The organism is Achromobacter maghribensis (assembly GCF_057334215.1).
Genome location: NZ_JBHFII010000029.1, coordinates 67101 through 88675 on the forward strand (window position 1 = coordinate 67101; position 21575 = coordinate 88675).

14 protein-coding genes are annotated in these 21575 nt (G+C 66.5%); 3 read left to right on the forward strand and 11 right to left on the reverse strand.

The window, feature by feature from the left end; genetic code table 11:
* Positions 1-2173 (forward strand): winged helix-turn-helix domain-containing protein (locus ACE039_RS12770; RefSeq protein ID WP_485822537.1); only part of this gene is annotated, 2173 nt, incomplete at its 5' end.
* Positions 2174-2188: 15 nt separating this feature from the next.
* Here ACE039_RS12770 and ACE039_RS12775 read toward each other — a convergent pair.
* Together ACE039_RS12775 and ACE039_RS12780 are read right to left on the reverse strand one after the other, a co-directional pair.
* A complete protein-coding gene (locus ACE039_RS12775; RefSeq protein ID WP_485822538.1) occupies positions 2189-3082 on the reverse strand; it encodes a DUF4261 domain-containing protein in 894 nt (297 codons plus the stop codon).
* 85 nt (positions 3083-3167) lie between these two features.
* Positions 3168-4082 carry a LysR substrate-binding domain-containing protein gene (locus ACE039_RS12780; protein WP_485822580.1) on the reverse strand — a complete coding sequence of 305 codons (915 nt, stop codon included), beginning with the start codon at positions 4080-4082 and terminating at the stop codon, positions 3168-3170.
* Positions 4083-4205: 123 nt separating this feature from the next.
* On the opposite strand from ACE039_RS12780, the gene dkgB reads away from it, so the two are divergent.
* Positions 4206-5009, forward strand: a complete 804-nt coding sequence (gene dkgB, locus ACE039_RS12785) for a 2,5-didehydrogluconate reductase DkgB (RefSeq protein WP_485822539.1) — start codon at positions 4206-4208, stop codon at positions 5007-5009.
* Positions 5010-5157: 148 nt separating this feature from the next.
* On the opposite strand, the gene ACE039_RS12790 is transcribed toward dkgB, so the two are convergent.
* The 5 genes from ACE039_RS12790 to ACE039_RS12810 all read right to left on the reverse strand — a co-directional run bounded on the left by ACE039_RS12790 (position 5158) and on the right by ACE039_RS12810 (position 10037).
* Entirely contained in the window at positions 5158-5805 is a 648-nt protein-coding gene (locus tag ACE039_RS12790; protein ID WP_485811582.1) for a DUF799 domain-containing protein, read from the reverse strand.
* Positions 5806-5807: 2 nt separating this feature from the next.
* Entirely contained in the window at positions 5808-6308 is a 501-nt protein-coding gene (locus ACE039_RS12795; RefSeq protein WP_485822540.1) for a DUF4810 domain-containing protein, read from the reverse strand.
* 11 nt (positions 6309-6319) lie between these two features.
* A complete protein-coding gene (locus ACE039_RS12800; protein ID WP_448711808.1) occupies positions 6320-6997 on the reverse strand; it encodes a CsgG/HfaB family protein in 678 nt (225 codons plus the stop codon).
* 165 nt (positions 6998-7162) lie between these two features.
* A complete protein-coding gene (locus tag ACE039_RS12805) occupies positions 7163-7939 on the reverse strand; it encodes a fused MFS/spermidine synthase (RefSeq protein ID WP_485811581.1) in 777 nt (258 codons plus the stop codon).
* A gap of 55 nt (positions 7940-7994) precedes the next feature.
* Positions 7995-10037: an alkaline phosphatase D family protein gene (locus ACE039_RS12810; protein ID WP_485822541.1), complete on the reverse strand. Its 2043-nt coding sequence runs from the start codon at positions 10035-10037 to the stop codon at positions 7995-7997.
* A 245-nt stretch (positions 10038-10282) separates the two neighbouring features.
* On the opposite strand from ACE039_RS12810, the gene ACE039_RS12815 reads away from it, so the two are divergent.
* The gene (locus ACE039_RS12815) at positions 10283-16453 is read left to right on the forward strand and encodes an autotransporter outer membrane beta-barrel domain-containing protein (RefSeq protein ID WP_485822542.1); all 6171 of its coding nucleotides are present in this window, start codon (positions 10283-10285) and stop codon (positions 16451-16453) included.
* A 34-nt stretch (positions 16454-16487) separates the two neighbouring features.
* On the opposite strand, the gene ACE039_RS12820 is transcribed toward ACE039_RS12815, so the two are convergent.
* From ACE039_RS12820 to ACE039_RS12835, 4 genes are all read right to left on the reverse strand, one after another.
* Positions 16488-18065, reverse strand: coding sequence for a serine hydrolase (locus tag ACE039_RS12820; protein WP_485822543.1), 1578 nt, complete (start codon positions 18063-18065; stop codon positions 16488-16490).
* A 7-nt stretch (positions 18066-18072) separates the two neighbouring features.
* A complete protein-coding gene (locus ACE039_RS12825; RefSeq protein WP_485822544.1) occupies positions 18073-19242 on the reverse strand; it encodes a hypothetical protein in 1170 nt (389 codons plus the stop codon).
* Positions 19243-19265: 23 nt separating this feature from the next.
* A complete protein-coding gene (ampH, locus tag ACE039_RS12830; protein WP_485822545.1) occupies positions 19266-20411 on the reverse strand; it encodes a D-alanyl-D-alanine-carboxypeptidase/endopeptidase AmpH in 1146 nt (381 codons plus the stop codon).
* 154 nt (positions 20412-20565) lie between these two features.
* On the reverse strand, positions 20566-21483 hold the full coding sequence (locus tag ACE039_RS12835; protein WP_233214227.1) for a GAF domain-containing DNA-binding protein: 918 nt from the start codon (positions 21481-21483) through the stop codon (positions 20566-20568).
* Between the last annotated feature and the right edge of the window lie 92 nt (positions 21484-21575).

The following is a 21575-nucleotide window of genomic DNA, read 5'->3' on the forward strand; positions in this document are numbered from 1 at the left end:
GCGGGGACGGCTGCGCGCCGCCGACCAGCTGCTGGAGATCGACGCCGCGCAGCTCTGCTTTTCCGTGGACGAAGCGCAGCATTTCTTTTCGCGCCGCCTGCCGGCGCTGACGCCTGCCGAGGTGGCGCAACTGCATCGCAAGACCGAAGGCTGGATCGCCGCGCTATGCCTGGCCGGCGCCAGCCTGTCGCGCCAGCCGTCCGCCGCCGCCTTTATCGAACGCTTTTCAGGCAGCGACCAATCCGTGGCCGACTATCTGGCTGAAGACGTGCTGGCCAGCCAACCGCCCGAGCTGCAGCGCTTTTTGCTGCACACCAGCCTGCTCAAGCAGCTAAGCGCGCCGCTATGCCAGGCGCTGTTGCCGGACCTGGACTGCGCGCGGCTGCTTGCGCAGCTGGAGCATGGCCACGTGCTGCTGACGCGTTCGGCCACGGACACGCGCCACTACCGCTATCACAGCCTGTTCGCCAGCTACCTGCAATCACAGTTGCGGGCGCAAGCGCCCGGCGATATCGCGCGGCTGCATCTGGCCGCTTCGCGCTGGTACGCCGAACAGGGCCGGCCCGTTCCCGCCATCGACCACGCGATTGACGGCGGCGACTTCGAGCGCGCCTTGTCGCTGCTGCAGACCCATGCGGACGCCCTGTTGGCCGAGGGCCGCATGCGGCTGCTGGCGCGGTGGTTCGCGCAAGTCCCGCCCGCGGTGCTGGCCACGCGGCCGCTTCTGCTGGCGGTGCAGATATGGGCCACGTGCTTTACGCGCGGCCCTAGCGAGGCCTCCCAGCAATTGGAAGACCTGGGTCTTGCCCGCAGCCCCGATCCCGGCGTGCAGGCGCACGTGCGGGCGCTGCAGCCCTTGCTGTTGTCGATGATGGATCGTCAAGAAGACGCCTACCGCATCGGCATGCCCAGCATCCAGGCGCTGGGCGCCACGTTGTCGTTCACCGAGACGGCGCTGGCCAACGCCATGGCCAACGTCGCGGCGGTGCTGGGCCGGTATCACGAAGCGCGCATGCTGCTGGACACTGCCCGCCGCGCGCAAGGCGGCGCAGCCGGCACATTCAATCTGATGTACTCCGAGGCGGTGGAGGGCATCATCGATCTGCAGGAAGGACGCATGCGGCAGGCGGGCGCGCGCTTTCGCATGGCGGTGCGCGCCACTCGCAACGGCGCCTATGGCCAGGCCAACGGCAACGCCTGGGCCGGCGTGCTGTATGCCGCGTGGGTGTACGAAACGGGCGACCTGGCGCAGGCCGCGCGGCTATTGCAGGTTTATGTGCCGCTGGGCCGCGACGTGGCGCACCCCGACCATCTGATCATGGGCTATCTGATGCTGTCGCGCGTGGCGTTCTACGACGGCGATGTCGAGCAGACCTTCTACCTGCTGGGCGAACTTGAATACCTGGGCCACCAACGGCGCCTGCCGCGCATTGCGGCAAGCGCCCGCGTCGAACGCGCGCGCGTGCTGTTGTTGCAAGGTCACCCGCAAGCGGCGCGCGACGAGCTGCGGCGCGCCGACGATGCAGACTTGTGGAGCCGGGTGGAAGCGTTGCGCCTGCCCGCCAACGATTTGCTGACGCCACGGCTGGGCCGTTTGCGGTGGGAGGCATACGCGGGCGACCCGGGCACCGCGATGCGCCAGCTGGACCTGGACATCGGCCAGGCGGAAGCCACGCGGCGCATGCGCCGGGCGTACAAGCTGCAGCTGTTCCGCGCGGTGGCGCTGGACCGGGCAGGAGAGGACGCGAAGGCCGGCGACCAGTTAGCGGCGGTGATCGCCACCGCGCAGGCGGAAGGCCTGTGCCGGGTGCTGGTGGATGAAGGCGCCTTGCTGCATCGCCTGATCCATCGCCACGCCGCCACGCCGGCGGGCAGCGCCGGCATGACGTCCGACGGCGCGCGCGACTGGTGGGCGCGCTTTCAGGCGCAGGCGCCCGCCGACGCCGACGCCATTGCGCCCGCGCCCGGTCCTGATCGCACGGAAGCGCTGACACCGAAGGAACTGCGCGTGCTGCGCCTGTTGGCCGAAGGCCATTCCAACAGCGCGATCGCCCAACAACTGTTCGTCTCGGAGAGCACCGTGCGCACCCACCTGCGCCATCTGAACGTCAAGCTCAGCGCGGACAGCCGGACCCAGGCCGTGGCGCGCGCCCGCAGCGCGGGGCTGCTCTAGGCGGCGCGCTGCGGCCTATTCCGGCTGGTTGATCTGATCGGCCGTGATGATTTCCGCCACGAGCACCTGGCCCGGACCGTCCAGGAAATACTCTTCCTTGCTGGGGTCGCGCAGCTTCATGTAGGCGTTTTCGCCGATCTGCATCGTATGGCCCGCCGCCAGTTCGGCGCCGCTCTCGCGCAGGTAGCCCATGATGTTGTTGAACATGTTCGAGTAGGTCTCGCCTTCGTGGTGGCCGTCGGCCAGCGCCGCGAAGTCGGGCAAGCCAAACACGTCGCCGCCGAACGTGCGCATCCACACCCCATCCACGCCTTCGACCTCGTACTTCACGAAGCCGCAATACAGCATGTTCAGCGGCAACGTGCGCAGCAGGTCCAGGCTTTCTTCGCCCAGCGATTCGGCGTCGAACACGCCGGCCGGCAACGACGCGCGCGCATGCTCGTTCAGCACCGCCATCGCGCCAAAGCCCGTCAGCGCGCCTGCCACGGCGGCCAGCGCCACGTATTGCTCCAGCGGGTCTTCTTCAAACCCGGCGTAGTAAAGGATGACGTGACTGGCGTGGCCGCGAATCTCGTCCTTCACCGTGGCCGGGTAGTGCGCGGGCGCCACGCAGGCTTCCAATGCGTCTTTGGGATAGGGCGCATTGAAGCCCACCATCCGCACGACGTGCTTGTCCCAGCCGGCCAGGCCCAGGCATTCCGGCATGTCGGGCGCGATCTCGGCGCGCGCCTGGGCCATGGAGGGATGATAGGCGCGCAGCGCCGCCGTCAGCGTGTCTTCGGCGATGGCCAGCGGCCCGGCGAAGAGCATCTGCAGGCTAAGGGGATTCTCGATGGCCGGGTTCGCGGACAGCGCGCGGGCGTCCGTGGTTTCTTCCTTGCGGCCAAAGAAGCGGGAGAAGATGCTCATGATTCGGGGACCTGGAAAATAAACGGGGGCAGTATACGGTTGCCCCGTTGGCCCACGCCCGCGATGTCGCTAATGGACACATCTCTCACCGCGCGGCCGGCTCCAGCAAGCCATCCTTGCCGATGGCCTCCACCACGTAATCGATGAAGGACTTGATACGCGACGAGATCGCGGTGTTGCGGTAGTACACCGCGTTGACCGGTTGCCGGACGTCCTGCGTCTGCTTGACCAGCAGCTGCTGCAACGCCCCCGACGCGCGGTCGCCACGCGTCATGAAATCCGACAGGCAAACGATGCCGCCGTCGTTCAACGCCAGCTGCCGCAGCGTTTCGCCGCTGAAGGCCCGCACGCCGGGCTTGACGTGCAACGGCTGGCCATCGCTGTCCAGCAACGGCCATTCGTTCAGCTGTTCCAGTTGGGAAAAGCCCAGCAGCGTGTGCGAGGCCAGGTCCGCCACGTGCTTGGGCGTGCCGTGCGCGGCCAGGTAGCCGGGGCTGGCCAGCACGCGCACACGGCTGGGGCCCAGCGACACCGCATGCAACGACGAATCCTTCAACCGCCCGATACGGATGGCCAGATCCGTGCGGCGCTCCAGCAGGTCGATATTGCCTTCGTTGCTGTTGAGTTCAAGCTCCACTTGCGGATAGCGTTTGCGGTAGCCGGGCACCAGCGGCGCGATCACGTGCAGCATGAAGGGCGACGCCGCGTCCACCCGCAGCAGGCCGGCAGGCTGGTTGCGGCGCACGTTCATCAGGTCTTCGGTTTCCTCCACCGACGCCACGATCCGCCGCACCTGTTCCAGATAGGTCTTGCCCTCTTCGGTCAGCGCCAGCCGACGCGTGGTCCGGCGCATCAGCGTGGTCTGCAGCTTCTCTTCCAACCGGCTCATGGTGCGGCTGGTGGCGGAAATGGTCTGCCCCAGCACGTCGGCGGCAGCGGTGATCGACCCGCTGTCGACCACGGCGATAAAGACCTGCATTTCGTCGAGCGTGGTTTTCATCATTGACGTTATATCAAAAGTCTTTCGCCGATACAGGGCTTTTTCAGCAAGTATCGCCCGGGCACACTCGCTGCATTCCCGGACGACTCGCGCCGGCTCGCACCCTCTACCATGGAGTTTTACATGAACATTCCCGCATTTGGCGTCGGCACGTTCCGCCTGCAAGGCCAGGCCGCCCTCGATTCGGTGCGCAACGCGCTGGACATCGGCTACCGCGCCATCGACACCGCGCAGATCTACGAAAACGAAGCTGCCGTCGGACAGGCGATGGCCGAGTCGGGCGTGGCCCGCGAAGACCTGTTCGTCACCACCAAGATCTGGGTGCCCAACTATGCCCGGAACAAGCTCGTGCCCAGCCTGAAAGACAGCCTGGCCAAGCTACGCACCGACTACGTCGACCTGACCCTGATCCATTGGCCCGCGCCGGGCAATGGCGTGACCATCGCGGAATTCATGACGGCGCTGGCCGAGGCCAAGGCGCAAGGCCTGACCCGCCAGATCGGCATTTCGAACTTCCCCATCGCCGAAACCCGCGAGGCCATCGCCGCCGTTGGCCGCGAACAGATCGCCACCAACCAGATCGAGCTCAGCCCGTACCTGCAGAACGCCGCGCTGACCGCCTTCCTGAAAGAGCAGGGCATCCCCGTCACGTCTTACATGACGCTGGCCTACGGCAAGGTGCTGAAAGACCCCGTGATCGGCCAGATCGCCGACCGTCATGACGCCACGCCGGCGCAAGTCGCACTGGCCTGGGCGCTGCAGCTGGGCTATGCCGTGATTCCGTCTTCGACCAAGCGCGACAATCTGGCCAGCAACCTATTGGCCACGCAATTGAAGCTGACGGCCGACAACATGGCCGCGATCGCCGCGCTGGAACGCAACGGCCGCGAAGTCAGCCCGGAAGGCCTGGCGGCCGCCTGGGACTAAGCGCCATCGCGTTCGGGGGCAAGGGCCTGGGTTCCAACAGCCGTGCCGGCGCCGGCAAGGCGCGCTCGGAACTGGGCCCAGCGCCAGCTGCGGCTCCGACCCGCCGGCAAGCCGGGCGGATCGGGCGGCCAGACGGCCAAGCGCCGTCCTACTGCGTCTCGTAGCGCGGCGAACGGGGGCCGTAGAGAATGCCGCCCGGCTGGCCTGCGCCAAGCAGCATGTTATTCGTCGTACCCGCCACGCCGTAGCTACGGTCGGACAAGGTGTTGACGATCTGATCCACCACGGCCTGGACCAGCATGCCCAACAAGCCGCCGCTGCTGCTGTTGGCCTGCACCACTTGCTTGCTGCCGGACCACAGTTTGGCGCCGTTGCGCAGATCGACGAGCTGAGCGTCGATCGACACCGTGACCGAACTTTGCAGCACCGCATAGCTGGACCCGTATTGCTTCACGATCATATAGAGCGCGGCATCGGCGCCGAAGATCTCGCGCAGCTTGGCCGGCGGCAATTCATGGATCTCGTCCGGCGTGCTCATGCCGTTCTGCTTGAACGTCTCGTCCATGACGCCGACCGGGACCACGTAGTAGCCCGACTCGGCCAACGGAAAGGTCGCCTGGGATAGCACCGCCGCGGCGGCCGCAACGTCCACCGAAGTATTCAACGGCGGCAGCACCAGGATCGACGCCGGCTTGCTTTCGCGGAATGCCGTGTAATCCACGTCTTTTGGCGGTGCGACGCAACCTGCCAGCAACGCGACAGCGGCCAGCAGACCCACTCGAAACAGCCTGGTCATGATCACGATCCCTTCTTCGAAGCAAGCGTGTCGCCAGGCGCTTGGGAGTTGGCAGCGGGCATACCGGCAGCGGGCGTACCGGCAGCGGGCGTACCCGCCGCCTCTGCAGAGGCCTTGGGCTTGCCGACATTTCGCATCAGGAAATCCATGAACGGCGCGGACTCCGGAAAAGCCACCTTCTCGCCTTGCAGTTGTTCGACCGCCTTATCGCCATCCCCTGTCTTCAGGTACAGCATGCCCAGATGCGCGCGGAATCCCGGCGGCAACTCGACATTGGCCGCTCGCGCGGTCTCGATGTTCTTCTCCAGCGCCTGGATTTGCAGCGTGCTGTCGGCACCGTCGTCCTTGAGGTAGGCATAGACGGAAGGCTGGTAAGACTGCCAGCTGTACATGGGCTTGGGCTGCTGCACGCAGGCGCTTAGCAACCCGGCCAGGACCGCGATAGCCAAACCGCGCGCGCGCGCAACGACGTTCCGGCGACGCGTCGCCTGAGCATTCAGCATGACGGATCCCCTTAGTTGGCGGCAGGTTGCCAGGCGCCCTGCTCGATGCCTTCGACCAGCCGATCGACTGCCTCGCGAATCGCCAGGTCCAACACCTTGCCGTTGAGCGTGGAGTCGTATCCCGCCGTGCCGCCAAAGCCGATCACTTCACGGTTCGACAGGCTGTACTCTCCGGCGCCCGATGCGGAATACACCACTTCGGACGTCACGACGTCGACGACATTCAGGTCTACCTTCGCGTAGGCGACTTGCTCCTTGCCACGGCCCAGGATGCCAAACAACTGCTGGTCGCCCGTTACCTTGCGGCCAAACGCCGTCACGTCGCCCGTCACCACGTAGCGCGCGCCCTTGATCTGGCTGGCCTTCTTGTTGAAGCCGGCTTCTTGCGCGATCTCCGTCAGGTTTTCCCGGTCCATGACCTGGAAGCGGCCGCTGCGCTGAAGATGGCTGACCACAATCGTCTTTGCCTGTCCGCCTAGGCGGTCCACGCCGTCAGAGAAGACACCACGCAGATAGTTGGTCCGGTTGTCGAATTTGCCCACCGAGATCGGGCTGCGGATGCCCTGGTACGGTTTGCTGGCCGCTGCCACGGCGGGCACCGCCAGTGCTTGCGAACGCTCGGTGGCACAACCCGAAATCACCGCCGACAACATCGCCAGCGCGCCGATCTTCACAAGCCTATTCAACATTTTTTTCTCCAGCCACCCTTCTCGCCTACGTCCGGGGAAGCATTTCTAATCACGGAATGGACCAGCGATTATATACACCTTAATACATTTAATATCTTTTTGATTCCATCCCGGCGGCCGACGCCGATCGTCGCGCCGCAATCGCGGCGAGGCCTATCCGCCGGATTACCGAAGCTCCAGCGTCGCCCCGATCACGCGGAGGGTGGGCATCAGCTGCCGCCACGCATCCTTCGCGATCGAGGCGGGGCGCGTCAGTTCCGCGGCGGCCGGGTCGTTCAGCAGGTCGCCTTTGCAGGCGAAGACGATGCTGTTGGTCATGTCGTCATCGACCACTTCGAACATCGCGGGCCCGAAGGCGGCGCGCACGCGGCTCAGGTAATCGTGGTGCTTGGGGTGGTTGACGTGGAAATTGATGACCAGGATGCCGTCGTCGCGCAGCGCGCGGTGGCAGTCGGCGTAGAACGCCTCGGAACAGAGGGCATCGGGGATGCCGCCCACGCCGTAGCCATCCAGGAAAATCACGTCGGCATGATCCGACAGCCCGCGCAGATGCACCGCCGCATCGGCCTGGATCACCGAGAAGCGCGCATCGTCCCGCGGCACCATGAAGGCGTCCCGCAAGGCGATGACGGCGGGATCGATCTCGATCACTTCGATCGCCGTCCGCGGCAAATGGCGGTAGCAGAACTTCGGCAGGGAACCGCCGCCCAGGCCCACCATCAGAATGCGGGCGGGTTCGGGGTTGAACAGCACGAAGCCCATCATCATCCGCGTGTACTCAAGTTCCAGCGCATCGGGATTGAGCACGGACATGCTGCTCTGGATCTCTTTCTGCGTGAAATGCAGGGTGCGGCGGGTGCCGTTGTTCTGGACGAAAGGCCGGTGGATGGCCGCCGGCTCATCGGGTTGCGAGGAATCGGCGGGGTGCGTAGTGTCGGGCATTGGGCAGGGCAGGTGGAGAAAACAGCCACAAGATACCACCCGCCCCCAATCCCGATCAGGCCGTCACGGTTACCTCGGGCGTGCCGGACGCCACCGTCAGCACCGTTTGCGACGCCACCGCAGGCAGCGCGGGCGCCTTCGTGCCGTCCAGGGGCTTGAGTTTGTTGAAGACGCAACGCAGTTCCGTCGGCGTCAGCGTCACCACGGCAAAGCCTTGCGCGTCGGTATCGATGTAGCGCAGCCAATTCGCGTTGAACTGCTTCAACGTGTCGTTGAACGCGTTCTTCACCACGTCTGCGGCCTGGGTGTAGATCAGCGGCTTGGCCGGCGCGAAGGTGGGGTCGGTGTCGACGACGCTTTTGAAGTAACTGAAGAACGAATTACTGGAAATGCCTGCGGTCACCAGGTCCACCATCACGGGCCTGGGCGTCGCGGCGTCGTAGTCGTCCATCACGGGGCCGGCGAAGAAGGCGTGGATATCGCCCGTCAACGCCACCAGGTTGCGCACGCCCGCATCGCGCACAAAGGCCATCAGGTCCTTGCGTTCGGCGTTGTACCCATCCCATTGGTCGGCATTCAGCAGATACTGGTCCAGCAGCAGCGACGGCGGCAATTGCGCGTCCAGCAAAGGCTTGATCTGCGCCGCGAACACGGGCGCGGGAATGCCCGCCTGCGCGTCCAGCAACGCCGACAACGCGGGATACGCGGTGACGGGCTTGCCGCTGCTGTGGTCCGCGCCCGCCAGGTCCTGGGCCAGTGCCGTCGTCATGAAGGGGACCAAGGGCCGCAGAGTGGGCTGCGCCGCCGCCAGCCCCTGGGCCAGCAAGCCGGCAACGGCCTGCGTGCCATCGAACTGCATGCGCAGCAGCGAGACTTCATTGCCCCACAGGTTCCACGCCGTGGTGCTTGCGCCCAGCTGCGCTTTCCACCAGTCGCGCTGGGTATTGCCCAGGATGGAAACAGGCGTCAGTTGTCCGCCGGCGTTGCTGATCTTCAGCGCTTCGACTTGCGAGAGCAGGCGCTTGGGAACGAAGTAGCGGCTGCCGATCTCGCTGCCTGCCTGCTGCTCGGGAATGACATGGTCGGCGCGGTACAGGCGTTCATCCGTCATCAACAGCGTGGCCAGGCTGCCAAAGCGGAACGCGCGGTAGATCTGAAGGTTCTGGAACGACGGGTTGGCCAGATCCAGCGAGACATCGGCCGGCATGAATTCGAACCAGGCCTGGCTGGCGCTGCGGCGCCGAGACGTCCTGGGAGTTTCGTCGTCCGCGACGTCGTAGGTCTGGCGGTCCTGCCAGCAATCGTCCGAAAACTCGTGGTCATCCCAGATGGCAATGATCGGAAAGCGGGCGTGCAACGCTTGCAGGCGCGGGTCCGAGCGGTAGCTGCGGTACAGGCTGCGGTAGTCGGCCAGCGTGGTGGCGTAGACCGCGCCATCGGCCCGCGCCGTGCCGTCGGGCAGCGACAGCGGCGCGTGCGCGCTTTCGACGCCGCCCGTCTGGAAACCCGCCTTGACGGTCTCGTATACGTAGTCGCCCAGATGCACCACGAAATCCAGGTCCTGCGCGGCCAGTTCGTCGAAGCCGGCCCAATGGTTCACGCTCCAATCCTGACAGGAGATGAAGGCAAACTTCAATTGCGCCACGGCGGCGTTCTCGGCCGGCGCCGTGCGCGTGCGGCCCACGGGGCTCGTGCTGGCGCCGGCCACGAAGCGGTAGTAGTAAGTGCTGCCGGCATCCAAGCCCGTGACTTTGTGGCGCACCGTATGGTCCCAATCAGGCTCGGCGCTGACGCTGGCGTCGACCAGCAACTGCGTGAACGCGTCGTCGCGCGCCAACTGCACCCGCACCGGGACCGCTGCGTCGTCGGCGCCGATCACGCGGGTCCACAGGATGATGCTGTCCGGCCGGGGATCGCCGGACGCCACGCCTTGCGGGTACTGGAAGCGGGCGGGCGGCGTGCCGCCACCCGGGTCGCCGCCGCTATTGCCGCCGCCGTCATCGTCATCGTCATCGCTGCTGTTGCACCCCGCCAGGCTGGCGGTGGCCGCCGAGACGGTCAGGAAGCTGCCCCACTTGAGGAATTTTCTGCGGTCCATGTCGAGGAATGCCCACGGTAAGGCGGTGCCGGCGCGCGGCATCGCAAGGAAAGGATCGGGCAGACGGCGGCGCCAAGACCGCCGCGTGCCCTCGGCGCCGGTATTAGCGCACCGGGGCGTTGCATGGGCGTGACAGGCGCCGAAGGGGACTCGTCAGGCCGCATGGTTGATTCGTCATCTTGGCGTTGTCCGAAGGGGCGGAGTATTTCTACTCTGCCGCTATCCCCGTCGATGCGCCGCTATCCATGTCCACGCAAGCTCTCTCGAACCCGGGCCGCAACCGCCTGCGATTGCCCTGGCTTGCCGTCCTGCTGCAGGCCGGCATCTCGACGCTGTACGTGTTTGGCCGGCCAGCCTTTGCGCAGTCGGAGCCGCTGTCGTATGTCAGCCGGGGCGCGGACGGCACGTGCTGCTCTAGCGGGGATTACCCGGACAACGGCCACGACGGCCAGTGGGCGCCGTCGGACTTCGTCCACCAGGACAGCCAGCAACACATCAACGCGACCGCGCCCGGCCAAACCGGCATCGTCATCGACGTCAGTGGCGGCCGGGGCGGCGACGGCCGGGACGCGAATCCCAACCATTGGGGCGGCAACGGCGGAGGCGGGCGGATCATCGATTACACCCTGACGAGCAGCTTGGTCACCGCCACCGGCCGCGGCATCGACCTTTACTCGGCGGGAGGCAGCGGCGGCCTGTGGGGCAACGCTAACGGACCCAATGGCGGCTACGGCATCGGCGGCGACGGACACCGCGCCGGCGTCACGCTGAACGCCGTCACCGTTACGGGCAGCGGCTTTGGCGTTGCGGTTCAATCATGGGGCGGCGGGGGATCGGACAGCGGAATCGTCGGCGGGTTCGGCGGCGCGGACAACGCCGGACACGGGGGCAGCGCCGGCGACGCGTACGTGACCTTGCAGGGCGGCACATCGATCACCGCACGTGGCCCCGGGCCGGCCGACGTCAGCGCGGCAGTAGGCTTGATCTCGTCGGGCGGTAGCGGCGGCGCCGCCCAGCACACCGGCGACTTCGGCGGGCACGCGAACGCCGGCCGGGGCGGCGACGCGTCGACCGTTACCTTCGTGTCGTCAGCCGGCTCGTCCGTCACCGGCCAAGGCGATGGCGTGCATGGCGTCATCGCCCGCTCCCTGGCCGGCAGCGCGTCGACCCGCAACGGCACCGACACGAAGGCCGCGGCGGGCGGCAACGCGGGGCAGGTCAGCATCACGAACGGCGGCACGATCACCACCACCGGCAACCGCGCCATCGGCGTCTACGCGCTAACGCAAGGCGGCGCTGGCGGCAACGGCGGCAATGGTTCGTGGTCCGACGGGCACAACGGCGGCCCGGGCGGCGCGCCCGGCGCCATCAGCATCACCAATACCGGCCAGATCATCGCAGGCGCGGTTGGCACCGTGGGCGCCAAGGGCATCGTGGCCAGCGTGCTGGGCGGCGAAGGCGGCCCCGGCGGCGCCAACGGCGCGTTCGGGCAAGGCGGAGATGGCGGCGCGGGCGCCGTCGCAGGCCAGGCGGTCACCATCGCCAACACGGGAAGCATCAGCACCTTCGGCAACGACGCCGCAGCCGTCGTCGCCAACAGCGCGGGCGGCGGCGGCGGCATCGCGTCGTCCAGCAACGGAATCATTGGCGTAGGCGGCGGCCATGGCGGAACGGGCGGCTCGGGCGGCGGCGTGGCCATGAGCCATGCCGGCAGCATCGACACCTCGGGCGACAACAGCGCGGCCGTCATCCTGCAGAGCATCGGCGGCGGCGGCGGCATGGGCGGTGACGCCAACGCCACAGGGGTCATTGCAACCATTGCCATCGGCGGTGCCGGCGGCGCGGCCGGCAACGGCGGCCTGGTGCAGTTTTCGTCGCAAGGCAAGATCTTGACCCGCGCCGGGAACGCATCAGGCGTCGTGCTGCAGAGCATCGGCGGTGGCGGCGGCAGCGGCGGATCCGCCAATGCAGTCGGCGTGGGCGTCGGGCTGAATGTCACGGTGGCGACGGGCGGCACGGGCGGTAGCGGCGGCGCCGCCGGCACCGTCTCGTTCACGCAGGCAAGCCAAGGGGCCATCACGACGCTGGGCGCCCAAAGCCATGGCGTGCTGGCGCAGAGCGTCGGCGGTGGCGGCGGCAACGGCGGGCTGGCGAACGCCCGCGCCATCACGATCGCGCCGCCGTTGGGTGACAACCCCAGCGGCACGGTCACGCTCACGGTTTCAAATGGCGGCGTGGGGCAAGGGGCCGGCGACGGCGGCATGACCCTCTTCACGAACGGCGGGGCCGTCAGCACGGCCGGCGCGCAAAGCCACGGCGTGGTTGCGCAGAGCATTGGCGGCGGCGGCGGCAATGGCGGCGGCGTCCTGGCGCCAGTCAAGACGCCGACCATCGGCAATTCGCTGATCGACCTGCAATTGAGCATCCGGCATGGCGCGCAAGGCGGCAAGGGCGGCAACGGCGGCCGCGTGCAGGTTGCCAACTCCGGCTTGGGCACCATCGCCACCACGGGAGCGGGCTCGGCCGGCATCGTCGCGCAGAGCCTGGGTGGCGGCGGCGGCAATGGCGGCATCGTCCAGGCGCACGACGCCAATTCCTTCAATGACATCCTGGATTCGCCCTCCGCCCTTGCCGGCTTGCTGGACAAGGCCGCCAGCTGGCTGGAAAGCGGCCCACAAATGACGCTTAGCAAGGCGGTCAGCCTGTCCGTCGGCGTCACGACCGGCGGCAACGGCGGTGACGGCGCGTCGGCAAGCCCCTTCAATGCGCGCAACGACGGCGCCATCTCGACCCAGGGCGATCATGCGCCGGGCATGCTTGCGCAAAGCGTCGGCGGTGGCGGTGGCAATGCCGGCATGATCGATTCCGCAGGCGCCTCCACGCTGCTCTCCAGCATCGACGCGCTGATCAAGGCCGCCGAATCGGGCGTGCAGAACGTGTTCACCGTCGCCTTGCCGCAAACCAGCATCACCCACCAGACCGGCGGCAGCGGCGGCGCGGCGGGTTCAGGAGGCGGCACGGCATCCGACCCCGCCCTGGTCGTGAACACCGGGTCGATCACCACGCAAGGCGACGGTTCGGCCGGCATCGTGGCGCAGAGCATTGGCGGCGGCGGCGGCCGCAGCGTGGCCAGCGGCCAGGATCTGCAATCGGTGGTGTCCGCCGGGGCCGGCGACGCCGCTCCCCAGATCCTCGACAAGATCACCCGCATCATCAACATCCTGGGTACCAAAGGCGGCTCCGCGCTGGGGTCGCTGATCAATGTGCGCAATGGCGGCACGGACGGCGCGAATGGCGTGGGCGGCGTGGTCACGGTTGACGCCGGCGCACCGACCAGCCGAATCACCACGCAGGGTTACCAGGCGCCCGGCATCGTCGCCCAAAGCGTGGGCGGCGGCGGGGGCATATCGGCGGTCGACCAGCCCCTATTCCTGTGGAGCGCAACCACCTCGACGATCGCGCTGGGAGTGGCGGGCGATCATGGCCCTGGCGGGAACCCGAGCATGGGCGGCGCCGTCAACGCCATTCATGGCGGCACGCTAGAAACCCGCGCCAGCGGCTCCGCGGGGATCATCGCGCAAAGCGTGGGCGGCGGCGGTGGCATCGGCACGCTTTTCCTGCGTAACGCCAGCTTGGCCGCCATGCCGCAGACCGCCTCGCTGGCGATCACGCTGGGCGGTGAATATCCGGCCAGCAGCTTTGGAGGGGCCGACTTTTCGCTGGTGTCGGGAGGCGCCGTGACGGTCAGCAACAATACCGGCAGCATCGTGACGCAAGGCGCGTTCTCGCCAGGGATCGTGGCGCAAAGCGTGGGCGGTGGCGGCGGGCTGGCCGCCGTCTCGTCCAGCGCGTCGCTGGGCAGCGTCGATATCCAGCTGGGCAGTATCGGGACGCACAACAACGAGCCGTTTCCAGCGACGGCGACCGGCAATGGCGGCAACGTCAGCATTACCAACATGGGCGGCAGCATCACGACTTCCGGCGCGCTGTCCTTCGGGGTGCTGGCGCAGAGCATTGGCGGCGGCGGCGGGCTGGTCACCATCGACCATGGCACGCAGCCTGTGGCCAATGCCGCGAACATCACCTTCGGGTCGAATGTGCCGATGAGCGGCGCCGCGGGCACCGTCACGGTGACGCAGGACGTGGGCGGCCGCATCTCCACGTCCGGCACGAACTCGCACGGCATCGTCGCGCAAAGCGTCGGCGGTGGCGGCGGCATCGCCGGACTGTCGACCCAGCCCGGCCGGGTGACGCTGAAGCCCGTGGCGTCTTCCACCATCGACGGCGACGGCAATGGCGTCACCCTGAGCATCTCGGGCAGGGTGGCCACCAGCGGCAACGGCGCCGCCGGCATCCTGGCGCAAAGCGTGGGCGGCGGCGGCGGCCTGGCGGGCGACCCGTCTTCGGCGCTGTACACGACAGGACTCATCCAAAGCGCGGGGCTCACGGGCGGCACCGGCAATGGCGGCCCTGTCAACGTATCCATCGGCACGGGCGGCACCCTCCAGACCACGGGCGCGAATGCGCCGGCGATCCTGGCGATGAGTGTGGGCGGCGGCGGCGTCTTCAAGGACGGCCTGCTGTATCAATACGGCACCCCGGACAACGCCCTGACGTACGGCGGGCCGATCTCCATCACGCTGGGACAGGCCGCGTATGTTGTCGCCACCGGCGCCAATTCGCCCGCTATCGTGGCCGTCAGCAATGGCGCCAACGGCGGCGGCCGGCCCGTCACCGTCAACGTCGGCCCGAACGCCCTGCTAAGCGCCGACCGCGCATCCGGAACCGCCATCCTTGCCATCGCGCCGCTGGCCAGCACCACCATCACCAACGCCGGCACCATTCAGGCCAGGACCGCGATCGACACGTCCGGCCTGACAATCGTCGACAACAACGGCACCGTGGCGGGTGATGTCGTGATGGGCAGCGGCAGCACCTTCAACAACCATGCCGGCGCCAGCCTGTACAGCGGCGCGCGGTTCCAGGGCGACCTGAACAACGCCGGCACGTTGAACCCGGGCGGGCCGGGCACGTTCATGACGACACGGATCACCGGCGCGCTGAACCACACGGGCACCTATCGGCCAGACCTGGATTTCGGCAACCACAACAGCGATTTCATTTCCGTATCCGGGGCGTCGACCTTCGCCGGCACCGTCAATCCGGTGCTACGCAATCCCGTGAAGAACGTCTGGCTGGGCATCGGCCACTTCGACGCCGCGCAGGCCCAGGTTCCGGCCCTGGCCAGCGACAGCCCCCTGTTCCAGTTCGCCATGAAAAACAACGGCGGCGGGGGCTTTCGCGACCCGTTGATTTCGGTTGATGCCGACTTCACGCCGGCCGCGCTGCCCCTCAGCGCGGACCGCGTGAACATCGCAAATTCGCTGCAGGCGTTGTGGAACCAGGGCAGCAAAAGCAGCGCCTCGCTGTTCGACAAATTCACGGGCGTCCAGACCGCGCAGCAGTACCGGGACGCGCTGAACGGCGTCGCCCACGATGGGCAATTCGCCCGCGCATCGAATCAGATACACGCGTCCTACGCCTCGATGAGCCGCATGATGAGCTGCCCGGGTTTCGTCGGCGAAAGCACGATCCTGCGCGAGGGCAACTGCGTGTGGTCGCGCCTGGACACCAACTGGACAACGCGTGACGGCACATCGAACGACCAGGGCTATCGCATCCGCCAGACGGCGTTGACGATCGGGGCGCAGCGTGAAATCGTCACCAACTGGTTCCTGGGCGGATCGCTGAGCTATGCCTCCGGCAATACCTCGTCGTCATCCGGCCTGTCGGCCAACAGCGACACCTATGCAGGCGGCCTGGCCTTGAAATACAACAACGCGCCCTGGCAAGTCGCCGTCGCGGTGCATGGCGGTCTCGAGAAAAGCAGGATGTCGCGCGGCACGCTGGACGGTGTGGCCAAAAGCAAGCCCGAGTCGTCTTTCCTGGCCGCCCGGCTGCGCACGGCCTACGAGTTCAGCCAGCCGTCCTGGTACCTGCGGCCGTATGTGGACCTGGACGTGAACCATATCCGCCAGGACGGTTATCGCGAACAAGGCCCCAGCGTGTTCAATCTGAGGGTGCGCGGCAACGACACGACGTCGTTCATGGTGTCGCCTATGGTCGAAGTCGGCGCGCGCACGGACCTGGAAAATGGCGCGACGCTGCGGTCTTATGCGGCGGCCGGGATGAGCTTCCTGGGCGGCGGCGACGTCGTCACGACCATGCAGTTAAGCGGGTTCAACACCACGCCATTCTCGTTAAAGTCCGGCATGCCAAAGACCTATGGCAACCTGTCCGCCGGACTGGAGTACGTCACGCCCAAGGGCATGGAACTGAAGACGGAATACGCCTTGCGCGGCAACGGGCAATACCGCGATCAATCGTTGACGTTGCGCGCCGCCTACCGCTTTTGAGCGGGCGGCAGGCGCGCTTTTCCAGCGGTTCCAACTATTTTGCGGTCCAGTGCCCCAGGCCGTTGTCGTCATAGAACTTGATGTCGAACCCGCTGGCCTTGCCTTGTTCCGTCTTGAACACGATGGACGCCAGCGAATCAACCAGTTCGGCTTCGCCCGCGGGCGAGAAAGCAAAGGTATCGCCGTCCCAGTGCCTGACCGGGAAACGCATGCCCTTGGGCCCCAGCACCAGCACCAGGCCGCCCTCGGCTTCCAGGATGTCGGCGGCGCCGTAGTAGGCATTGTCGAAGCGGCCCGTGTAGGCCGACAACGCTTTCGCAGGCGCCGGCTTCGCGGGTCTGGCCTGTGCGGATAGGTCCGCCTGCGGTTCAAAGAAGCCCTTCATCGCGCCGTGGTACGCCGCGTACCAGTCGCGCGTCGGCTTGCCGTACAACGCGGTGTCGATGAACGAAGCGGCAACGGATTCGGCCGCGCCCACCGGCGCGCCATTCGTCAGCACCACGATGCCGATGCCGGCGGACGGCACGATCTTGAACGTGGTGCCCGTGCCCATCAGGAACGCGCCCGAATGCCCCATGGACGGCCGCCCGCCCAGTTCGGTGTTGACGTTGAAGCCATAGCCATAAAAGCCGGCGCGCGAATCCAGGTCATGCGCCCGCGCGCTGAACGCCTGCGCGCTCAGCGCTGGCAGCAATGTGCCAGCGCGGATCAGCCGCTTGCCTTGATATTGGCCGTCGGCAAGCAGCAGCTTCAGCCATTCGGCCATGTCCACCACCGTCGACGACGCGCCGCCCGCCGGCGCCTGCTGATCCGCGTCGCGCTGCCCCATGGGCACGAACACGCCGTTCTGGTAACCGTGCAGCACCGCGCGGTTATCGCGCGCCATGAAGTCGCTGAACCGATAGCTCGTCGCCTTCATCCCCAACGGCTTGAACAGCCGTTCATCGGCCAGCGCGTCCCAGGGACGGCCTGCGGCGCGAGCCACCGCCTCGGCGCCGATGGTGGTACTGAAATTCGCGTAGTGGTAGGACGTGCGGAAGGCATCCAGCGGCAACAGACGCAGCCGGGCGATGACGTCGTCCCGCTTGAACCCCAGGTCTTCAAGGTCGTCGCCAGCCGTGCCCGGCAGGCCGGACCGGTGCGCAAAGAAATCCCCAATCGTCGCGTGCCTGGACACATAGGCGTCGCTTAGCCTCGCGTCCGGCAGATACCGCGAAACCGGGTCGTCCCACGCAACCACGCCCTTGGACATTTCCATCGCGGCCACCGTCGCGGACAGCGACTTCGAGATGGAAGCGATCTGGAACACGGTCTGCGCGTCCACGGGCGCCTTCTTGCCCATCTCCCGCGTGCCGTAGCCCTTCACCAGCACGGTCTTGCCATCGATGACCACGGCGACCGCCATGCCAGGCACCTGGCTGCGCGTCATGATGTCTTGGACGATGCCCGGCAAGGCCTCGACGGCGTGTGTCTTGCTTGCGGCGGGGATGGTCACGGCGTCCGCCGGCGGATTCGGCGCGCTATCGATGGCGACCGGTTGGGCCCACGCCGCCAGGGGGCCGCCAAGCGCCAGCATGCATACGCCGGCAATGAGTGATGTTTTGCTAGTCATGATGCCCTCAGAATCCCGCTTGATAAGCGATGCGAAAAACGCCCTGGTTGATGCGGGTAGTCTGGTCGCGCTGATGCGTCAGCCCCGCCTGCACAATAAACCCGACCGGCGTCACGTAGGTGACCGCGCCTGAAATAGCCCAATCCGTATCGTCTTCCAGCCCGAACCGCGCCAGCTTCTGTTGGCTGCCCGACAGCTTGCGCACGGCGGCCGTCGCGGTCAGCTGCCAGCGGTCGCGAGAGAACGACATCGACGTCACGGCATTGCCGTTCGAGACCGGCGCGCCGCGAAAGGCGCTGGAGAACGTGGCCTCGTTGAACCAGCCGACATTCCACGCATTGCCCAGCGGCGCATCGTAGCGAAGCCGCGCCGACACGGTGTTGGCGCTTTTGCCATGGCCGGGATCGACATGCAGCCGTCCCGCGTCCACACCGCCCGACAGGCGTTCAAACCCCGGCAGATCGCGAAAATCGTATGACAGGATGAAGGACTTCATCTGGTCGCTGAACGGCGGCGGCTGCGCCGGCCGGATGAAGCCCTGGTCCAGGCTCAGCCGGTGGTTCAGGCTGGTGTCGTCGCGCTTGAACAGCACGGCGGCCACGGAATGCGTGCCGACACCGGCGGGTTCGAAGGTGTAGCGTCCGCCCAGCCCGATCGAACCCCGGAATTCCGAATTCTCGTTGAAGCCGGTGTACAGCCCGTCGACAACGTGCCAGGCGTCGCCAAAGCCCAGATCCATCTTGCCGCCGTACAGCGCGTAGCGGTCGGCGGTATAGGCGGCAAACAGGTTGTCCAGGTCCACGCCCAGATCCGAGAAGGCATTGTCTTTCGTTTCATTGGTCGACGAGTTGAACGTGGCCTTCGCGCGGATCGAGAATTCCCGCGTCAGCTGCAACACCAGCGCGGCTTCCGCCGTGGGCTGCACGCTGCTCCAGTGGGACCGTGGAATCTGCCCGTTGTCATCCTTGATGCCAAAAAAACCGGTGTATCCCGTCATCAGCAGGAAGCGGCCGTTCAACTGCGGATACGTGTCCTCGCCTTCGCCCAACTCGCTGTACGGCGTCAGGAATATCTCTGTCTTGAAGATGTCCCGGGCCTCTTGCGCGGACGCGCCCTGCGCAAGCAGGGCCGCCACGATCGCGGCCGTGCCAAGCGATGTCCCCAGACGCTTTTTCATTGCCGCGCGCAGGCCCAGGCCGATCACCGCGCCAGCTCGGCCGCCAGTTCACGCACCTGGGAATGGATGTTGCCGAACATGGCGAAATTCACGCGGCTGGCCACGACGAACACGCCCAGGTCGCGATTCGGCGACAGCACGGCATAGCTCATGAAGCCGCCCAGGCCACCGCTTTTTCCCAGCAGCAACGGCGCGCCGTTGCGCGGCAGCGTCACCACCCAGCCCAGCCCCATGCCGTCGGCGTCGGTCACTTCAGTGCCCACGACCGACTTCAGCCCGTCGTACGGCAGCCACATCACATGATCCAGCGCAAAAGCCTCCTTGGCCTGCCGGGCGCCGTCCAGATGCCAGCGCATCCAGCGCGCCATGTCCGCGCCCGTGGAATAAATGCCCGCGCTTGCGTACATCACATCGGGCACCGTGGCGTTCGGATCCGGCTTGCCAAACGGGTCCAGCCCGGTCATCAAGCGTTTTTTTTGTGCGTCGTTCAGCACATTGGTGGTGTCCACAAGGCCTGCCGGTTGGGTGACTTCATTGGCCAGCACCGTCGAGTAGTCCGCGCCTGCCGCCTTGGCCAGGGCGTCGCCCAGCAAGCCGAAGCCAAGGTTCGAATACAGGGTGGTGGTGCCGGGCACGTAGGCCGGCTTGTTGCTGCCCATCCACTTCCAGTAGTAGGCGCGATCGAAGGCGGCAAAGGGGTTGTCGGACGGCTTGGCGTTTGGATCCGGCAATTCGCGCGGCAGGCCGGCCGAATGCGTGGCCAGGTCCAGCAGCGTGATGGGCCGGCCATTCGTCTCGACACGCGCATTGGCCGGCGCGTATTTCGCCAGCGGATCGGTCAGCTTCAGCTGGCCCTTGGCGGCCAGCGACGCCAGCACGTCGGCGGCGAAGACCTTGGACACCGATGCGATTCGGAAGATGGAGTTCGCGTCCGGCTCCACGCCATTGCCCGGCGCCGTCTCGCCATAGCCCTGAATCACCACGTCGTCGCCGCGCACCACGGCAATGATCACGGCGGGCGCGCCCGCGTTCAGATAGAGCTGCATGCCCGCCATGGACACGGCGTCCTGCAAGGCCAGATCGGCGGCCCGAACCGGCGTCGCGCCCAGCACGCACGCGGCCGATATCGCCCAGGAAGTAATGCGAAGAAAAACGCGGGACGCCAGCATGCCGATTCTCACAAGGTAGCCCGGGGAACGGGAGTTCCACCGCATGCAGGATGATCCCAAAAACTTGCCCGATGGCATCGTTCGTCAGGACGAAACAACAGGCCGGCATGACGAACTGCATAGGCCGGCCAGGTTGCCGGCCGATTCGCCGGCGTCAGATGCCAATGCGTTCGCGCAACAGTTTCCGGTACGAACGTGACACCGGCCATTTGGCATCCAGCGACCGCATCCTGATCACCCACTTGTCGACGCTTCGGCGGTCGACATCCATGACATGCAACGCGTTTGCAATGGCCGTGCGGTGGACCCGGAAGAACGTCTTGTCGGGCAGCAACGTCGACCACATGCCCAGGGCACGCGAATCCAGCACCATCGACCCGTCCTCAAGCCAGATCTCGCTGTAATTGCCCGCCGACCGGACGCCCACGATGGCCTCCGGCTGCACGCCCCGGACCACGCCGCGCATGCTCAGATAGATCACCGCCGTCGAACCGTCGTACCTGGCCGTGCGGCCGGAGTCGCTGCTATTCGCGTACTTGGCCTGCCCGATCAGATTGGCGCATTGGAACAGCGCCCTGACCTCGTCGGCAGACCACGTCCTGTGCTTGGCGGTCGTGTCGAAACCGATGATTCCGTAGAGCTTCTTGTCATGAAACACCGGCACGCTCAGCACGCTCTTGTTTCCCTGACGCTGGAATTCGGCCTGGATGGCTCGCGCGGTGCGCGGCAGGTCGTTCACGTCGTGGATGGCCACGGCCTGGCCTTTCACCATGAACCGGTGCAGCCATGCGATCAAGGTGGTGGGCACATCCTGGAGTTCGGCGACGAACGGCTGTGTCTGGCCCCGGCACCATTCATGCGTATTGCGCAGGCGCAGCATGTCGGGGCGGTATTCGATCATCCAGGACCGGTCCACGTCCGAGGTCTCGCCCATGAATGCCAGCAGCGCCGAAATCGCGTCGTCGGCCGGGTGTTTAAGCAGGCTCATCGCGCAGTGATACAGCCAGTCCGACGACGGACTGGGTTCAAGCACGGTAGCGTTGTGCGTCTGGTACTGGCCAGCATCCTTCACGTGCGATTCCCCCGGCGGCGGGATCCAGCATCGTCCTTGCGCTAGCTGCGCCGCGCCAAGAGGGGATTTTCGCCGTGGTAACGGGGAATGAC